Origin of the sequence: Schaalia sp. JY-X159 (genome assembly GCF_014525425.1) — a bacterium.
GTDB lineage: Bacteria > Actinomycetota > Actinomycetes > Actinomycetales > Actinomycetaceae > Scrofimicrobium.
The window spans coordinates 466440-484449 of sequence record NZ_JACEXI010000002.1; the positions used below are offsets into that span (position 1 = coordinate 466440).

16 protein-coding genes are annotated in these 18010 nt (G+C 54.8%); 8 read left to right on the forward strand and 8 right to left on the reverse strand.

Annotated elements, in window-relative coordinates; genetic code table 11:
- Positions 1 to 107: 107 nt before the first annotated feature.
- The 5 genes from gyrB to dnaA form a co-directional block, all read right to left on the reverse strand.
- Positions 108 to 2186 (reverse strand): DNA topoisomerase (ATP-hydrolyzing) subunit B, encoded by a 2079-nt coding sequence (gene gyrB, locus IDL90_RS05050; protein WP_187994583.1) that lies wholly within the window; start codon positions 2184 to 2186, stop codon positions 108 to 110.
- A 344-nt stretch (positions 2187 to 2530) separates the two neighbouring features.
- Positions 2531 to 3190 (reverse strand): DUF721 domain-containing protein, encoded by a 660-nt coding sequence (locus IDL90_RS11845; protein WP_182141606.1) that lies wholly within the window; start codon positions 3188 to 3190, stop codon positions 2531 to 2533.
- Positions 3183 to 4409, reverse strand: coding sequence for a DNA replication/repair protein RecF (gene recF, locus IDL90_RS05060; protein WP_187994584.1), 1227 nt, complete (start codon positions 4407 to 4409; stop codon positions 3183 to 3185). Before recF ends, IDL90_RS11845 begins: the two co-directional genes overlap by 8 nt.
- Positions 4410 to 4429: 20 nt before the next feature.
- A complete protein-coding gene (dnaN, locus tag IDL90_RS05065; RefSeq protein WP_182141604.1) occupies positions 4430 to 5566 on the reverse strand; it encodes a DNA polymerase III subunit beta in 1137 nt (378 codons plus the stop codon).
- Between the two features lie 437 nt (positions 5567 to 6003).
- Positions 6004 to 7437, reverse strand: a complete 1434-nt coding sequence (gene dnaA / locus IDL90_RS05070) for a chromosomal replication initiator protein DnaA (RefSeq protein WP_182141603.1) — start codon at positions 7435 to 7437, stop codon at positions 6004 to 6006.
- Positions 7438 to 7854: 417 nt separating this feature from the next.
- On the opposite strand from dnaA, the gene rpmH reads away from it, so the two are divergent.
- The 8 genes from rpmH (at position 7855) to IDL90_RS05110 (ending at position 13553) form a co-directional block, all read left to right on the forward strand.
- Positions 7855 to 7992 carry a 50S ribosomal protein L34 gene (gene rpmH, locus IDL90_RS05075; protein WP_182141602.1) on the forward strand — a complete coding sequence of 46 codons (138 nt, stop codon included), beginning with the start codon at positions 7855 to 7857 and terminating at the stop codon, positions 7990 to 7992.
- Between the two features lie 27 nt (positions 7993 to 8019).
- Entirely contained in the window at positions 8020 to 8400 is a 381-nt protein-coding gene (gene rnpA, locus IDL90_RS05080; protein ID WP_182141601.1) for a ribonuclease P protein component, read from the forward strand.
- A complete protein-coding gene (gene yidD, locus IDL90_RS05085; protein WP_182141600.1) occupies positions 8397 to 8693 on the forward strand; it encodes a membrane protein insertion efficiency factor YidD in 297 nt (98 codons plus the stop codon). Before rnpA ends, yidD begins: the two co-directional genes overlap by 4 nt.
- Positions 8694 to 8774: 81 nt before the next feature.
- Positions 8775 to 10130 (forward strand): membrane protein insertase YidC, encoded by a 1356-nt coding sequence (gene yidC / locus IDL90_RS05090; RefSeq protein WP_182141599.1) that lies wholly within the window; start codon positions 8775 to 8777, stop codon positions 10128 to 10130.
- A gap of 29 nt (positions 10131 to 10159) precedes the next feature.
- Positions 10160 to 10717, forward strand: coding sequence for a R3H domain-containing nucleic acid-binding protein (locus IDL90_RS05095; protein ID WP_182141598.1), 558 nt, complete (start codon positions 10160 to 10162; stop codon positions 10715 to 10717).
- Positions 10717 to 11337: a 16S rRNA (guanine(527)-N(7))-methyltransferase RsmG gene (gene rsmG / locus IDL90_RS05100; RefSeq protein WP_182141597.1), complete on the forward strand. Its 621-nt coding sequence runs from the start codon at positions 10717 to 10719 to the stop codon at positions 11335 to 11337. Before IDL90_RS05095 ends, rsmG begins: the two co-directional genes overlap by 1 nt.
- 71 nt (positions 11338 to 11408) lie before the next feature.
- Positions 11409 to 12293 carry a ParA family protein gene (locus tag IDL90_RS05105; RefSeq protein ID WP_310649230.1) on the forward strand — a complete coding sequence of 295 codons (885 nt, stop codon included), beginning with the start codon at positions 11409 to 11411 and terminating at the stop codon, positions 12291 to 12293.
- Positions 12294 to 12299: 6 nt separating this feature from the next.
- On the forward strand, positions 12300 to 13553 hold the full coding sequence (locus tag IDL90_RS05110) for a ParB/RepB/Spo0J family partition protein (protein ID WP_262509033.1): 1254 nt from the start codon (positions 12300 to 12302) through the stop codon (positions 13551 to 13553).
- Positions 13554 to 13805: 252 nt separating this feature from the next.
- Here IDL90_RS05110 and IDL90_RS05115 read toward each other — a convergent pair whose 3' ends face one another.
- From IDL90_RS05115 to trxB, 3 genes are all read right to left on the reverse strand, one after another.
- On the reverse strand, positions 13806 to 15371 hold the full coding sequence (locus IDL90_RS05115; RefSeq protein WP_187994585.1) for an IS1634 family transposase: 1566 nt from the start codon (positions 15369 to 15371) through the stop codon (positions 13806 to 13808).
- Positions 15372 to 15752: 381 nt separating this feature from the next.
- Entirely contained in the window at positions 15753 to 17006 is a 1254-nt protein-coding gene (locus tag IDL90_RS05120; protein WP_182141593.1) for a PLP-dependent aminotransferase family protein, read from the reverse strand.
- Positions 17007 to 17056: 50 nt separating this feature from the next.
- Positions 17057 to 17989, reverse strand: coding sequence for a thioredoxin-disulfide reductase (trxB, locus tag IDL90_RS05125; protein WP_182142776.1), 933 nt, complete (start codon positions 17987 to 17989; stop codon positions 17057 to 17059).
- Positions 17990 to 18010: the final 21 nt, after the last annotated feature.

Sequence of the window (18010 nt, forward strand, 5' to 3'; positions counted from 1 at the left end):
ATCCTCGGTGTTCACGTCTTCACCACCGGTGTTGGGATTGTCCGCGCCACTGTTGTCAGTGTTGTCTTCTGGGGTCTTGTCAGTCACTTGTCGTTCCTCTTGTCCCGTTACGCGTCAATGAATCGAACATCGGCGGCATTACGCTGAATGAACTGGCGCCGCGATTCGACATCATCGCCCATCAGAACCGTGAAAATCTCATCCGCCGCTGCGGCTTCACCGACCTCAATCTTCTTGAGGAGGCGGGAATCTGGATCCATCGTGGTTTCCCACAACTCCGAGTAGTCCATCTCCCCCAGTCCCTTGTAACGCTGAATTCCGCCCTGCTTCGGTAGGCGCCACCCCTTGGCAACTCCTTCTTCAAGCATGCGGTCACGCTCCGCGTCCGAATAAACATACTGGTGTGGGGCATTTGACCACTTGAGTCGGTAAAGAGGAGGCGTGGCCAAATAGATGTGGCCGTCCTCGACCAGCGGCTTCATGTAGCGGAAGAAGAAAGTCATCAACAGTGTCGCAATGTGCTGGCCGTCAACATCGGCGTCGGCCATCATGATGATCTTCCAGTAGCGCAACTTCTCAATGGCAAACTCTTCACCTATACCCGTACCCAGGGCGCCAATTAGGGCCTGAATCGTGTCACTACTCATGGCACGCTCTAGGCGAGCCTTCTCAACGTTAAGAATCTTCCCGCGCAAGGGAAGGATTGCCTGGCGGTTGGGGTTCCGTCCCATCACAGCAGAGCCGCCCGCTGAGTCGCCCTCGACGATAAACAGTTCGGAAACACGTGGATCCCGCGACGAGCAATCATGCAACTTTGAGGGCAGCGAGACAGCGTCCAGGACGCTCTTACGGCGGGTTGCTTCGCGAGCCTTGCGGGCCGCGAGCCTTGCCTGCTGAGCAGCCTGCGCCTTGAGGATAATGATTTTCGCCTCTGCGGGGTGAGCATCAAACCAATCCCCCATCAGGGCGTATGTCTGCTGCTGCACGAAGGTCCGCGCTTCAGTGTTGCCAAGTTTTGTCTTGGTCTGACCCTCAAACTGTGGTTCGGTTAGCTTCACTGAGAGGACTGCGGTCAGCCCCTCACGAACATCATCGCCGGATAGATTCTCATCTTTGTCGCGCAGTATTGACTTGTCGCGCCCATACTTGTTGACGATCGTGGTGAGTGCGGCGCGGAAACCTTCCTCATGTGCACCGCCCTCGGACGTGTTGATCGTGTTCGCGTAGGTGTACAGGGTCTCTGTGTACGAGGACGTCCACCGCATCGCCAGTTCCAATGACATGGTGCCCGCATCATTTTCCGCATCCAGATCAATCACATCGGCGTGCAGAGGTGTGACTCGTTTGGTTGCATCAAGGTACTCAACATAATCGGGTAGCCCACGTTCGTAGCAGTAGGACACCTGGCGGTATGCCATTTCGTCTGCAGCATCAACGTCCTCGGGGACATCTCCGGGAATCGTCTCACCTGTGATCTCATCACCAACAACGGGTTCGAGGACGCGCTGGTCAATCAGACTGATTCTCAGCCCTTTGTTCAGGAAAGCCATCTGCTGGAATCGCTGACGAAGTGTCTCGAAGCTGAACTCAACAGTCTCGAAAATTTCAGGATCGGGCCAGAAAGTCTGGACGGTACCCGTCTTGTCAGTTACTTCCTTCTGTTCAAGCTGCTGCACGGTTTTGCCACCATTGGCAAACGCAATCGTCCAGCGGTGCCCGTCCCTATAAACTTCCGTGTTCACTCGCCGGGACAGCGCGTTGACAACAGAGATGCCAACCCCGTGCAGTCCACCCGACACGGCGTATCCGCCACCACCGAACTTGCCTCCAGCGTGCAGAATCGTCATGACAACCTCAACGGTGGGAAGACCCTCAGTTGGGTGGATTCCAACAGGAATTCCACGCCCGTTGTCCGTTACCCGCAGGCCACCGTCCTCCAGGATCACCACTTCGATATGGTCGCAGTATCCTGCCAGGGCCTCATCCACAGCATTGTCCACAACCTCGTACACCAGGTGATGAAGTCCGCGTTCCCCTGTGGAACCGATGTACATTCCAGGACGTTTACGAACGGCCTCCAGGCCCTCAAGTACGGTGATGTTTGCTTCGCCGTACTCTGCTCCATTGGGCTTAGGGCGATTTGTGCCTTCTGTATCTCTGGTTACTTCTTGGGCGGAGTCGCTCACTTACTACTCCCCTTACCTGCGTCTTGAGGCGCATCGTTTGACCTAGAGGTCAGTCCTGTTGAACCCTCAATCCTGCAGCGGTCCTTTTGCACCGCACATTCACCGGAAGTTGAGAGCGTTGTCGTTACCTGTCTTCTGACGTGTAGCCCAAGCCGTTTTCCGCGTTGCGGAGGCCAGGCTACAACCTGTCCTAATCCTATCAATTTCGCGCGTGCAGCACCCAATGTCTGTGCCGTGGTATCCCCCACGAGGGAGGGGGTTGATCGCCGTCCTCGTACGTGAAACAACCCCAGTCATGAAGTTGGCAAATATTTAGGACATCCCGTGGTGGGTTTGCCAAGCGCCTAGCCGTAGGTGTCCCTAGGACCCCGACCCCCACGAAAAGTCCTCTTGCCCTTTACCCATGACGGGGCTTGTGGCGCTCGAACAATCACCTTTTCCACAATGCCCGGTCCGACTCGCTCATCTATCCGTCTGTGGATATGTGGGAGAAGGATCTGCAACTGTTGAGCCCACGCTGTTGAATCGGCCCGGGCGATAAGCGTACCGCCCTCGAAACTCTCTATCGGACAGTGTTGCGCAACCTGTGGACCAACGATCTGTTCCCAGTCACCAGTAACTGAGGCGACTGACAGCGTTCGATCCCAACCTCTCTTCGCTACTTCAATTCCAAGTACGTCTCCCAGCGCAGCTGGGTCCCACCGGGACCGACCCGTACCATTTTTTGATCTGTATGTTCCCGGGGGAGCAGTCCAGCCTGTCTCAAGTTGGTCTGTAATTCGGGGCAAATCTCCCTTGTCTGTGGCTTCTTCACCCGGCCTGTTAGCTCCCGCCCCGTCGCCTGTTGTGCTGCCCTTCTTTGGCAAACCGAAGCCTGCAACTCCACTCGTGTTCCCTGACGACGGCGTCGTGAACTGGCCACTTTGGAACGTTTGTGCGCGATAGCGCCTATAGAAGGCTCTAGCCGTCTCAGAACGGCGCTCTCTGTCCCGGTCTTCACTCATCTACAAGCACCTCAACCTGACTGGTGCCATCCCCACTGCGCGAAATACTGATTCTCTGCGCGTGCAGCTCCTGGGGAACATCTGCCTCCACTGCAACGGTGACCAAAACCTGCTCTACCTGCTTCATCTGTGAGAGCAGACCCTGTCGGCGGCTCACGTCAAGTTCCGCAAACACATCATCAAGGATCAAAACCGGATAGTCCCCATCCAAACGGAGGAGTTCCAACTCCGCCAGTCGGAGCATCAAAGCCGAGGACCAAATCTCGCCGTGGCTAGCAAATCCGCGAACTGGAAGCCCATCCAGAGTGATTGCAAGATCATCGCGGTGCGCACCTTCAAGGTTGATCCCCCGTCTCAGTTCATCACTACGTATCTCAGCCAAACGCTCCCGGTACCGCAGCGTAAGTTCTGCAACTTGTTCGTCGGCGTTCCCCTCTATCCTGCCCTCCACAACTTTCAAGCTACCGTAGGTGAGCGGTGAATCAGCGGCTTGTTCCGTCCGAAGGTGAGTTCGATACTGAACGTCCGCTAACCGATCGCCATCCGTTATCTGCCGGTATGAATTTGCCACCAGAGGTTGCAGTGCTTGGACAACAGCCAACCTGTTCACAACTATTTGTGCTGAAAGACCGGCCAACTGCCGGTCCCAGACCTCCATAACCCCTTCATCTTCTGGAGAAAGCGGATATCCCGAACGCCCAAACTGCTTCAAGACTGCGCCGCGCTGGCGTAGCACACGCTCAAAATCTTGACGAACCCCTAAGAAATGGGGTCGCAATTTGGTGATGATCTCATCCAGGAACCGCCGTCGCACAGCCGGGTCACCCCGCAATAGTTCGAGGTCTTCCGGAGCAAAAACAACAGTTCGGAGCTTCCCCAAGATCTCCCGGGGAGCAACGTTAGCCCTATTTAGACGCGCCCTATTCGCACGTCCTCGCGCAATTTCAAGTTCAAGGAGCACGCTGCGATTCTCTTCTTGAACCCGAACCCGAACTACCGCACCGCCGGGTTGCTTTTCGCCGTCCCTGTCGACCCTCACCAAATTGGACGAGGACGAAACCCTGTGTGAAGAAAATGTCGACAGGTAGGCAATCGCCTCAACCAGGTTGGTCTTTCCGCGCCCGTTCTGCCCCTGAAAAACAACGATACCCGGCGCCAGTTCTACGACCTGTTCCCGATAGGAACGAAAGTCATTGAGAGCTAGATGAGAGACGTACACCGCGTATGCAACTGACCTTCCTACGCACCAAAACGAATCGGCATGAGCAAATACTTGAACATCGAATCACCCTCGCCATTCTCTTCGGGCTGGCCCATCATTACAGCTGCCTTGTTAGCGTCGGTGAATCCAAAACGAACGAACTCTGTGTCGAGAGAGGCCAAACCATCGCGCAAGTATTCGGGGTTGAATGCAGTCCGCAAAGGGTCACCAGCTGCAACCAGCGGAACTGCTTCCTGAGCCTGCGCCGACTCTCCAGCCCCGGCGTCCAGCGTTAGCGCACCGTCCTCGAACACGAGACGAACCGGAGTCTTACGTTCAACAACCAGGGAGACGCGCTTTACTGCTTCGAGGAGCTCCTGTCTTGCACACACATACTCCATCGGAGTCACTTCCGGAAACAACTTCCTTACGGGTGGGTAGTCCCCATCCATGAGCGACGAGGTCGCCTGTCGTTCACCAGCACTAAATCCGATTATGGCTGCTCTCTCAGTTGCGCCTCCTTGGGTCAGAGAAACATCAACTGCTCCCCCGCCACCGAGGTTTCGAGCGACGTCGTTCAATACTCGCGCCTTGACGAGAAATTCCGTTGAAAATGATGGGCTTTCAGGATTCCATTCCAGTTCCCGCAGAGCCAACCTGTACCTGTCTGTGGCAAGCAAGGTGATGCGCGATCCATCAATCTCAACTCTGACACCGGTAAGCAGCGGTAGTGTGTCGTCCTTGGATGTGGCGATCGCAACTTGGGAGACTGCCTGGGAAAAGGCTTGCCCGTCAACCTTCCCTGCGAGCGTCGGGAGTGTGGGCAAATCCGGATAGTCTTCTATCGGCATCACCTGCAGGGCAAACTTCGCACGTCCGCACTCCACATCGACGTGGTTGTCATTGAGAGTTAGCACGACATCTTGGTTAGGTAGCGCCTTAGCTATCTCTGTTATCAATCTGCCGGATACAAGAGCTTCACCGGCCTCTGTAACCACGGCCTCTACTTTTGACCTCGCGGATACTTCGTAGTCAAACGTCGAAAACTCAACTTCATTTTCACGGGCGGTAATCCTCACCGCAGAGAGGATGGGAATTGTAGGTCTTTGTTGCACAGCACGAGAAGTCCACTGAACGGCATCCGAAAATACATCACGGGAGAGTCTGAACTTCACATTTCCTCCATTTGCTAGCGCTGGTTAGTGGCGCGGAACTTAACTGTACCCGCAACTGACGCGGGTTTGGTGGGCCTCAAGAAACAACCAATAATCCCAACTGCGGGCCTAGTTAGATCTTTCATTAATTGAATTGGTAGTAGTAGTAGCACCTGTGCAAACTGTGGAAATCACCGCTTCTGGCACACTGTGCAACAAAACTAGCTGTTGAAAGATTGTTGACAAACCAGTGGAGATAGACGGGCGGGTGTGAATTACAAATCTGTTGTCATCCATCTATCACCAGAACGGCGATAGTTATGCACTGAAAATTGTAGTTATCAGGAGAGGCAGCCCCAGGTATACACAGGCAGGTGAGTTTCGTTGGCCGAGACTTGGAACTACATGAGTGAAAGATGTGAATTGGGAGAGGATTCCCTGTGGAGCGGAAGCTCCAACTAGGCGCCACGAGCCTGCCTCTTGACCCTATTTGTAATCTCAGTCACATTGTTGTAAGTTTCGCGGCGTTCAGCCATTAGTCCCTGGATCTTCTTGTTTGCATGCATCACTGTGGTGTGGTCCCGGCCGCCAAAAGCTTCACCAATCTTTGGAAGGGACAGATCCGTTAGCTCGCGACAGATGTACATTGCAATCTGCCGGGCTTCCACCATCGGTCTGGAACGGTCGGGGCCGCAGAGTTGTTCTATGGTGACGCCGAAATAGGACGCTGTCTGTCCCATGATGAGGGACGAAGATATCTCGATGTCCTCGGGGTCCGACAGTAGGTCTTTCAGAACCATTTGGGCCAACTGGAGGTCGATCTCTTGGCGCGTCAGGTTTGCAAACGCGGTCACTCGCAGCAGCGAGCCCTCAAGTTCACGAATATTGGCGGAGATGCGCGAAGCAATGTATTCCAGGACCTCTGAGCGGACCGTGATGTGTTCTGCAGCTGCTTTCATTTGAAGGATTGCAATGCGGGTCTCTAGGTCAGGTGGCTGAACGTCTGTTGTCAGTCCCGAGGCGAAGCGTGAGCGAAGGCGATCCTCAAAGCCGCCTAACTCCTTCGGGGGAAGATCGGAAGTTATGACGATTTGCTTACCGGCATCATTGAGCGCATTGAAGGTGTGGAAGAACTCTTCCACGGTCTCCTTCTTGCCTTGAATGAACTGTATGTCGTCGATAAGAAGAATGTCGCTTTGGCGATATCTCTTCTTAAACGCATCTCTTCCGCCCTCGCCGATGGCACTAATGAAATCGTTGAGGAACTCTTCGGAGTTGACGTAGGTGACTTTCAGGTGTGGGTAGAGGGAAAGTGCGTAGTGACCGATCGCGTGGAGAAGATGGGTCTTTCCCAATCCGGAATCACCGTAGATGAACAGTGGGTTGTAAGCACGTCCAGGGGCCTCTGCAACGGCGAGGGCAGCGGCGTGTGCGAAGCGGTTTGAGCTGCCAATAACAAATGTATCGAAAAGATACTTCGGATTCAGAGCAATTCTCTGGGTCGGCATATTGAGAAGTTGACGCCGCGTTGCCTCGGGACCGGGAGTATTTGATTCCTGGGACGTCAGATCCATTCTCTCGAACTCTGAATGTGACCAAACGTCAGGTTGCTCTTCTCTCTCAGGCGTTGCCTCCAGGGAAGGGTCGACGGTGACGGCGATACGAACTGGTTTACCAAGTGTTTGTGTTAGGGCCTCAGTGAGGCGCGAAGACATCCTGTTCTCGATGTAGGACTTGGTGAAATCGTTTGGAACAGCGAGGAGAATCGTCCCTTCAATGTCTCCGAGGGGCTTCACCATCTGGAGAAACGCGGCGTGGGCTGGCCCTAGTTCATCCGGGTTGACCTGGGTGACTACGTGGTCCCAGGCGGATGTGAGTGAGGAGCCCTCCATGGATGGTGCCTTCCTGTAATTCAGCGCTTGTTGATGGTGATTTTGAACACCAGGTCTCAGCCTGGCTCGGCCCTTAGCCTATCTGGATGTCGCAGAATTGACGATTGTGGAAAAAATTGTGGAAAGTATGGGCACGTCTTACACCGTTGTTATTTAGCGGAAACTTGGCATCAGCGTTATCAATTATGGGTGGTCGGTAACAAGATCTCCACATCTGGCTGGGGACAAAGTAGCATATGTATCCACGGGGATATCCACAGTTGTGGAACTACCTATGAGGCGCGCCGCTTAAGCGTGCCTTCATTGACCACGGCGAACGGTTCGGCGTAGTCTGTTTTGGCGTATTTGTGATGGTTATATTCGTGTGGCCGACACTAAACCTGGCAGCAACGTGCTGTCCTTTCTAGGAGAACTAAGATGACGAAGCGTACTTTCCAGCCGAATAACCGTCGCCGGCACAAGGTTCACGGTTTCCGCTTGCGTATGCGCACGCGTGCCGGACGGTCAATCCTTTCTAGCCGTCGTCGCAAGGGCCGCTCGCAGATCGCTGTCTGATCGCCCTCGTCGACGACAGTTGATGGTGTGCTCAGCGCTGATCGCCGAATAACCAGGCGTGAGGGATTCGCACGAACTCTGAAGAAGGGGTGCAAATCCGGGAACTATGTCCTGGTTGTCTCGGTGTTACCCTGCCCCGGACAGATGCCTGCAAGGGCGGGACTGATTGTTGGAAAGAGGCAAGTACCGAGGGCCACTGCACGCAATCAAGTGAAGCGGAGACTGAGGCATGTCATTCAGTCGCGCGTCGTGACGCTGCCAGCGGGCTGGACTCTTGTGGTCCGAAGTCTCGAGGGAGCAGTAGGTATGTCTAGCGAGGAGCTTGGCCGAAACTTCGACCGACTCCTCGCTTCGGCACTTAAGAAGGCATCCGTGGACACGGCTTCTGAGCTTAGGTGTGACGAATGAAGAACCCATTTGTCCCGATATTTCTTGCTCCCGTGAGGTTGTATCAGCGCTATGTTTCACCGCTAATGGCTCCGAGGTGTCGTTATTACCCGAGTTGTTCACAGTACTTTGTTGAAGCGGTGCAGATACACGGAGTTGGGAAAGGTTTTCTCCTCGGAGTTGCGCGAATTGTTCGATGCAACCCGTGGAGCCGAGGGGGCGTGAATCACGTTCCCTCAAAGGGTTTTTGGAAAGCACCTGAGTGGGTCCCGCCCGACGACTGGGCCGGCCACGACATCGAAGAGGGGCCGTGAGAGTTAGCGGTTCACGGTTAGCAGTTGAGATGCTATTAGATTCTAGTTTGACAATACGAGCGTTCTTGTAAGGAGTCCTCAGTGGATTCAATTCTTCACCCGATTATTGTGGCCTTCGCGTGGATCTGGGTTTCCATCTATAGGGCACTGACTTTCATTGGTATCCCTAGCGGTCCCGGTATCGGCTGGGTTCTCTCCATCGTCATCTTGACCGTTCTGGTACGGTTCGCGATTCTGCCTCTGTACTTGAAGCAGATCAAGTCCATGCGTAGCATGCAGCTGCTTCAGCCGGAGATGCAGAAGATCCAGGCCAAGTACAAGGGGAAGAAGGATTCGGTCTCCCGTCAGCGTCAAAGCGAAGAGACAATGGCGTTGTACAAGAAGCATGGGGCATCTCCTTATGCTTCCTGTTTGCCAATGTTGGTGCAGATGCCAATCCTCTTCGCTCTCTACAGGGTCTTCTTCTCAGTCAGCCAGATTATGGCTGGCACATATGCTTGGGACGCCCTCGGTCCACTTAATGCGGCAATGGCCGCTGACGTTGCCGACTCAACTGTTGTGGGCGTCGGTCTTACCGAGACGCTAGCAACAACGAATGGTGCGCTCAAGGCAGTCTTTATTGTGCTTATTGCTGTTCTTGTGGTGGTTCAGTTCCTGACTATGCGTCTGTCGATGACAAAGAACATGGCGCCTAATCAGGATCCCAACAACCCCATGGTTCGCAGCCAGAAGTCCATGATGTACATGATGCCCTTGATGTTCGTATTTACGGGTGTCATCTTCCAGATGGGTTTGTTGGTCTACATGGTGACAACCACCGTGTTCGGCTACTGCCAGCAGCTGTGGGTTAACAAAACGATTCCCAATCCTGGATCTCCAGCATTCAACGAGCTGCTTGAGCGCCGCGAAGGTAACTACAAGAAGTGGGCCGTGGGAGAATTTGAGAACTACGACGCCAAGGCTCAAGAAGACAAAGGTGACGAGCCTGCTCTTGAGAAGTTGCAATCGACCACACTTGCGACAGTGGAGCGTCAGGCCGGCCGCCAAAAGGTTTACAGGAAGTTCCCTGAGGATTGGTCAGTTGCAGACAGGCTATCCGTATACCGCGCTTTGGCCATGGAGCCCTGGAAGACAATTCCAGACGAGATCTGGATGAAGCAACAGATCATGGCACGGAAGAGCCAAGAACAGGTAGAGGCTGCACGCAAGAACCGACCCAAGAAGATGTCGCGCGAGCAACGTATGAGGGTTGCTGAGCGCGAACGTATGGAACAGCAGGCCGCTGATAAGCGGGCGCAGCGCAACGCTAAGAAGGCATCGAATGCCAAGAACTCGCTTACACCTGAGGAAATCGAGCAGAGGCGCCAACAGCGTCGCCAGGAGCGGCGTTCTCAGGGCAAGGATAACCCCCAGAAGAAGACCAATTCGGGGAATTAGAAGTACTACGTGGGCAACCGGAGGAACGAATGACGAACAGTACCGGCGGTAAAACGCGCTTGAAGCAGCTTGAGGAAGAGGGCGAGGTCGCCGCAGACTACCTTGAGGAAGTCTTGGACATCATGGATCTCGATGGAGACATTGAGATCGACGTGGAGAATGATCGACCTTCTGTAGCAATCGTCAGCGATGATCCTCGCTCTCGACTCTCTCGTTTGGTCGGAGAAGATGGGGAAGTACTGGAAGCGCTGCAGGAACTAACGCGTCTAGCAGTGCAGACAGCCATGGGTGAGCGGTCTCGACTGATGCTGGATGTGGCCGGGTACCGTGCTGGGAGGCGAGCAGAGCTGCAGCAGATCGCTGCGGATGCTGTTGCAGAGGTCAAAGACACTGGTTCGCCGGTGCGACTTGATCCAATGAACCCGTTTGAACGCAAGGTCTGTCACGATGTGGTTGCTCAGGCTGGTCTGGTTTCCGAGTCAGCGGGGAGTGAACCGTCGCGTTGCGTGGTGATTTCATTGGCTGCAGGCGACGAGGGCGACGTTGAAGATGTTGATACGCAGGCAACATTGGTTGTAGAAGACTGATGGAAAGCCCGAACCAGGTCACTCTGTCGCTGTTTGGAACTGGTGCGTCAGCCGTTGTCGCGTTTGCAGACTTGTTGGCGGCGGAGGGTGAGAGGCGTGGCCTGATCGGACCTCAGGAAGCTGAACGGATCTGGTCACGACACATCGTGAATTCTGCTGCACTATTGCCGTTCCTCCCCAGACGGGGAACTGTTATTGATGTTGGATCTGGTGCGGGATTGCCAGGTCTAGTAATTGCTGCCGCACGACCCGATCTTGAAGTGACACTTGTTGAACCGATGGAGCGGCGGTGTGAATGGTTGGCTGAAGCCGCTGAAGAGATCGGACTCGACAACGTCAGCATCGTTCGTGATCGCAGCGAAAACATCGGCAAGAAGATTCGCGCGGACGTTGTCACAGCCCGCGCAGTGGCCGCGATGCCTAAGTTGCTGCGTCTTACCTCAAAGATGATTGCGCCTGGCGGGCGTCTCTTGGCACTCAAGGGAAGGCGCGCATATGAGGAAGTCAATGAGGCAGCGGATGAACTGAAACGCAGACACCTGGTTGCACAGGTACACGAGGTCGTCTCGGTGCTCGATGGGGAAACAACCTACGTTGTGGAGTGTAAACGCACTATCTAAACCCACTCTGACCTGCGCGTTAACTGATATTGGAGCCGCAAACTATGCTAAGACGGTTGAGAGGTGGTCTTGTGAAGCAGGATGTCGGAAAATCGTCACCTTTGGCAGATCAGCTGGCGAAGAACTACTCGGAGTTTGCTGCAATGGATGGGAGCCAGCTCCCAAAGCCTCAGGGAACACCGATTCTTGTAGTTGCGAATCAAAAAGGTGGCGTTGGCAAGACAACCACCGCAGTGAACCTCGCTGCAGCACTGGCTGTGGGTGGACTGAGAGTGCTCGTTATTGACTCCGATCCTCAGGGCAACGCATCCACCGCCCTCGGAATCCCCCATGGTGGCGGGACACCGTCGACGTACGAAGTGTTGCTTGGGGAAGTTGATTTGGCCAATACCCTCGTTCAGTGTGAAGAGGTTCCGGGTATCTTCGTGTGTCCAGCGACGATCGACCTCGCAGGTGCGGAAGTTGAACTCGTCGACGAAGCTCAGCGGGCGCACCTGTTGAAGTTTGCGATTTCCGACCTTCTCGAGGACGGGAACGACAACCAGTTCGACTTGGTACTGATTGATTGCCCGCCCTCCCTGGGAATGCTGACGTTGAATGCCTTGGTGGCAGCAACTGGAATGATTGTTCCAGTTCAGGCAGAGTATTACGCATTAGAAGGACTGTCACTGCTGCTAAAGACTATCGGACGCATTCAGAATGACTTGAACCCCGACCTTCAAGCCCCGTTCATCCTAATGACAATGATGGATGGTAGAACGAAGCTGAGTTCAGAGGTAGCCAATGAGGTCCGCACTCACTTCGGAGAAGCGGTGTTCAACACGGATATTCCAAGATCTGTGAGGATATCTGAGGCTCCCTCCTATGGAGAGACGGTCATTACCTACGATGAGCGTGGTACAGGCGCGATTGCTTACCGTAAGGTTGCAGCTGAACTTGCCAACGCCCTAGCTTAGGAGTTGATGATGGCAGAACCAGGTGAGAAGGATGCTGGACGTCGCCCGCGGGTCCAGCGCACATCGAGGGCGCGTGGCGGACTGGGACAGGGGCTAGGCGCCTTGATCCCGGATAGGGAGCCGACGCAACAAAAGCAAGAGAAGCCTCTAGATGTACTCTTTCCTGATTTGACCGGAAGGTCTGCCGATCTGGCAGTTCAGAGGGGCGGGTCCGCCAGAGACCTCCTTTCTCCCCGAGGTGGCTCTAAGAGTGTTTCACGTGAAACAATTGACTCATCTGGTGCCTTTTCTGACCGGTCGAACAGAACTGTTCACAGGGAAAATGTTTCACGTGAAACAATTACGGGCAACAGCTCCAAAGCGGATATTGACATTGAGGCACGTGCTGACGAAGAGCTTCTACCTGTCCCCGGCGTAACATTCGGGCACGTCGATCCGACTTGGATTATCCCGAACCTCAAACAGCCAAGAAGTATTTTTGATGAGGGCGAGCTTGAAGAGCTTGCAACATCGATCGCAGAAGTTGGTGTGCTCCAACCCGTTGTGGTTCGGCGGATCACTGCGGAGAGCTTGGCTGAAGAGGGGCAGGCCGACCGTCTTCGGGAGGCACTTGTCGATCAGCCAGAAGCTAGATACGAACTGGTCATGGGAGAAAGGCGTTGGAGAGCTTCAAAACAAGCCGGGCTTCAGTCCATCCCAATAATTGTCCGCTCAACGGGTGAGGACGAGCTGCTCCGTGAAGCACTCATCGAAAACATTCATCGAGTACAACTAAATGCTCTGGAGGAAGCGGCAGCCTATTCGCAACTAATGGAGGATTTTGGATACACGCAAGAGCAGCTAGCCACCCGGGTTTCGAAGTCCCGTCCGCAGGTGGCCAACACTCTTAGACTGTTGAAACTTCCGACATCCGTTCAACGAATGCTTGCTGCGGGTGTCATCAGCCCAGGACACGCACGCACAATTCTCAGTTTGGGAACCCAAGCAGAAATGCAATCGATGGCAGACCGAATTGTTAGCGAGGGCTTGTCAGTACGCGCTACCGAGGAGCTAGCAAAGTTTGGAAAGAAGCCCTCGGTAAAGAGGAGAACGCGTCCGCAAGCAGCGCCTTCAGAGGCGGCACAGAGGATTGCCGATGCAGCTGCTACACGCCTGGACACTTCGGTGAGGGTGGTTCCAGGTGCTAGGAAGAGCAGGTTGATTATCGAATTTGCGGACCAGGCTGATCTAGATCGAATAGCCTCTGAACTGGGTCTATAGAGCCAGCGCTTGGCGCGAGCCAGCAGTTCACAAGCGGGGTTGTAGATATACGTTCTTCTGCCACCGCCATTGATCCATTGCTGCTTGCCGTCCTCGCCTAACGCACTTGCTCACACCACCGATGCGCGCGTGTATCAACCGCTGTGCGGGCACCGTTGGGCCCCCCCTCCGAAACGTATGCGTGGGGACAAAATGATCGCTTGGGGTAGCAACCCCAGACACACGTTTGGTCCCCACCTGAGTTGGACCACTTTAGTTACCCGTGTTGGTTTTGAGGTTGGTGAGTATTTTTTGTGTTTGGGCGCTGATTTTGGGGGTGGCGGTGATTTGTTGGCCGCTGATCTGAATGGTGACGTCTCGCAAGGGACGTAGGGTTTGCACCAGTTTTTTCAAGGTGGTCCCAGTCGCTGCGTAGAGGTAGCGGTTGATGGCTAGGGCAGTGAAGACCACGGTCAAATGGGCTTCAACAGCATCTCGCTCACGGTGGAAGATAGGGCGAGCCTGCAGGTCGGTTTTACTCATGCGGAAAGACTGCTCCACATGCCACAGTTCGTGGTAGGAACCCACGATCTCTTGGGCGTCCATCACGGTTTTGGGGATGTTAGTGATGTAGCCTTTCCACCCGGCAAGCAGTAGGGCCCGCTCAAAAGTGGCTTGGTCAAAAACACGTTTGGTGCCAGTGGTTTTCACAAACCTGGCCGCTTTACCGGGCTTGTCACCGCTGATGACTGCATCGGCTCGTTCACGCTGCTTCTGGAGAGTGTGACGGTCTCTTACTGCGCGTTTGTGGCGGTGTTGCCACACTGTGCGCCACGACCTGGCGTGTGCCGCATTGTTTGGGTCCCACACCGGCTGGGTGAGAGGAACACGGCCTTCCGGGTCAGGGCGGGGCTTACCGCGTTTCAAGGTAGTGGTGTCAACGATTTGGCCATCGGTAGCGTCACTGCCGTGCCAGTGGAAGTGGCCCGCCAAGTCCTGGGGTGCTTTAGTCATCCGCGATCCCACAATGAACCGCAACCCGGCTTCCTCGATAGCATCAAGGTTGGTGGCTGACAGCATTCCCGCATCTGCTACCACCACCATGTCAACCACATTGTTACGGTCAGCGAAGGCTTTCACGACTGGAAGGATGGTTTGGGTTTCGGGTTTGTTACCAGCAAAACAGTGAATCTCTAAAGGGAAACCCGCCCGATCCACCAGTAAGCCCACCACGATTTGGGGATCAACCCGGCGTTCTTTAGAGAACCCGACCTTGCGGTAGTCATCCTCCTTCTCAGCCTCAAAATACAAGGTCGTCACATCGTAAAGCAGCAGGGACAGGCCACTCGTAACCAGGGAATGATTGAAACAGGCCTTCGCGATTTGGCCCCGGTAATCACGCTCCCCAGCCCGCGTCAAGGCTCGTTTGAAGGTTGAGTAATGCACGGGGGTGACCCCCAGTTCTTCCAACACGCGGCGACTATCAACCATTGAAGTTGGCTCCACCAAACGGGCCAGGACCAGTTGAAAGAACCCCTCATCTGCAATTACATCAAACCCCAGAGCATCCCACGCATTCTGGATCACTTCCACCAACAAGCGTGATGACTGAGACTGCACAACAGCCCCACCACGCACGGCTGGGTCTAAACCTAAATCCAGTTCCTCTTGACCCGGATGCAGCCGCTCCCGACCTACCTGCATTAGTGCGGCAAGCTCACCGGGGCTGTGAGCTGACCCCAGATGTTCAAGCACCCGCACCCGCCCAGATTCCTTGACCACGATCTGCACCGCGGTTGCCCCCGAAGCAGTGGGAACTTTACGCAAAAAGGGACTCACCTGGGCATTCTACCAACCCCGTTAGTTACCCAAACCCCAAACCCAAACCACCCATGACCAGCACAAACACAAACCCAACACACCAAAAGAGCCCCAGGTGGTCCAAGTCAGGCCTAACGCACTTGCTCACACCATCGATGCGCGCGTGTATCAACCGCTGTGCGGGCACCGTTGGGCCCCCCCTCCGAAACGTATGCGTGGGGACAAAATGATCGCTTGGGGTAGCAACCCCAGACACACGTTTGGTCCCCACGCATACGTTTCAGGTTAACGGGGGACCGTGCCGACCAACGGCCGGGTTGACGGGGGACCGTGCCAAGCGGCGCAGGTGCAGAGATACCCAAGTGCAGGGGTGCAACCCCCCTGTGCTCCAGCGGGCAACTAGTCCTTGGCTACCTCTGCCATCTCCTTCTTGAGCACAGATGCGAATCTGCGCACGCCCTCTCGAATTGTTTCTTCGGTGGGGTAGCAGAATGAAAGGCGGACATGATCACGCCCGCGACCGTCATAGTAGAAGGCAGTTCCAGGAACGTAGGCAACTAGTCCCTCCACAGCCCTTGGAAGCATTGCCTTGGAGTCAACGCCTTCCGGCAATGAAACCCAGGTATAGAAGCCACCCGTGGGTGTTGTCCACGTGCAGCCTTCGGGCATCTCCGCCTCAAGTGCATCGCGCATCGCTTCCCAACGACCTTTATACATCTTGGCAAAATCACGTACCTGCGCGTACCAGTCAAAGTCCTCGAGGTACTTGCTTATGGACATCTGCCCCATCATAGACGGGCTGAGAATGTCCGATTCTGCTGCCAACACCAGCTTCTCGTAGAGCGCCTGAGGAGCCAGTGCCCAACCAATCCTGTAGCCGGGAGCAAAAATCTTCGAAAAGCTACCTAGGTAGATGACGCCTTCGGGCCAGAGAGGTTGCAGGGCTCGAGTTGGTTCCTGGTCGAAGCCGAGAAGTCCATATGGGTTGTCTTCAACGATCAAAACGCCCTCTGACCTGCAGATATCTACAATCTCAGGCCGTCTAGTTTCGGACATTGATACGCCTGCAGGATTGTGGAAGTTTGGGATCGTATAAAGAAACTTCACTTCACGCCCCGACGCCCGTACGCTCCGAATCGCCTCCCGAAGTGCATCTGGACGAAGTCCATCCTCGTCCATTTCGATATGCTCAACCTCTGCTCGTCGTGAGTGGAACACCCCCAGAGCGCCAACGTATGAAGGTGACTCTGCCAGAATGACATCACCCGGATTGACCAGAATGTCGGATGCTAGTTGCAGGGCCTGTTGTGACCCGGTGGTGATCTGGATCTGGTAGGGATCAGCGTCGATCCCCTCCTTGCTCATGATTTCGGTAATCTGTTCGCGCAATCGGTTCCACCCGTGTCCGTCACCATACTGCAGGGCCCTTGTACCGTCTGTCTCGATGAGCTTCGAGGTCATTTCCCCGATGCCGTCCAGAGGAAGGTCCTGAAGGTTCGGCATTCCTCCAGCTAGTGACACCACTTCAGGACGGGAAACTACTGAGAACAGAGCGCGAATCTCGGACTCGCGCAGGTTCAGCCCATCTTCTGAGAGAAGGTGCAACCAGTCTCCCGAACCCGATTCCGCAGTGCTGGTTTCTGACACGGTCATGATAAATTCCGCCAAATCTCTTTCTCTTTCCGCAGATGCGGAAGCGTTCCTTACTTGATATCTTCGAGGTATCGTTGCGCGTCAAGCGCTGCCCTGCAACCGGTTCCTGCGGCTGTAATGGCCTGCCGGTAGGTGTGATCTACAACGTCACCACACGCGAATACTCCTGGGTGAGATGTAGCGGTACCCGGTTCGCTCACAACAATGTATCCTGCGTCGTCAAGATTGATCTGATCCTGAAATAGTTCAGATCGAGGGTCGTGGCCAATCGCGACGAATACTCCCTGAACTGGGAGAACAGATTCCTCTGAGGTCTTCACGTTTGTGAGGCGCACACCTTCAACGCCCTCGGTCCCGAGAACCTCCGACACTACAGAATCCCAAACAAACTCGATCTTCTCGTGGGCTTTGGCGCGCTCAACCATCACTCGTGAAGCACGGAGCTCATCGCGTCGATGAATGACCGTGACCTTCGAGGCAAATCGCGTGAGGAACAATGCCTCCTCCATCGCTGAGTCCCCACCACCGACTACTGCCAGTTCCTTATCTCTAAAGAAGAACCCGTCACAGGTTGCGCAGTATGAAACACCACGCCCACTTAGTAGATCCTCTCCGGGCACATTGAGGTGCTTGTATGCGGACCCGGTTGCAATGATGACGGTTCTTGCTTCAATAATCTGGTCGTAGGTAGTTACCCTCAGATGCTCTCCGTCGAACTCAACAGCACTGGCATCATCAAACTCGATACGTGCCCCAAATCTCTCAGCCTGAACCTTCATATGGTCCATGAGGTCCGGCCCCTGAATACCTTCAGGAAAGCCCGGAAAGTTCTCTACCTCTGTTGTAGTCATGAGGGCACCCCCGGCATCCAGCGCCCCTGCGATCACTAGGGGCTGCAGGCCGGCGCGGGCCGCATAGATTGCGGCCGTGTATCCGGCGGGTCCGGATCCAAGAACAACGACATCCTCAAACACTTCAGGCATAATTCCCTTCGCTTCCATCAA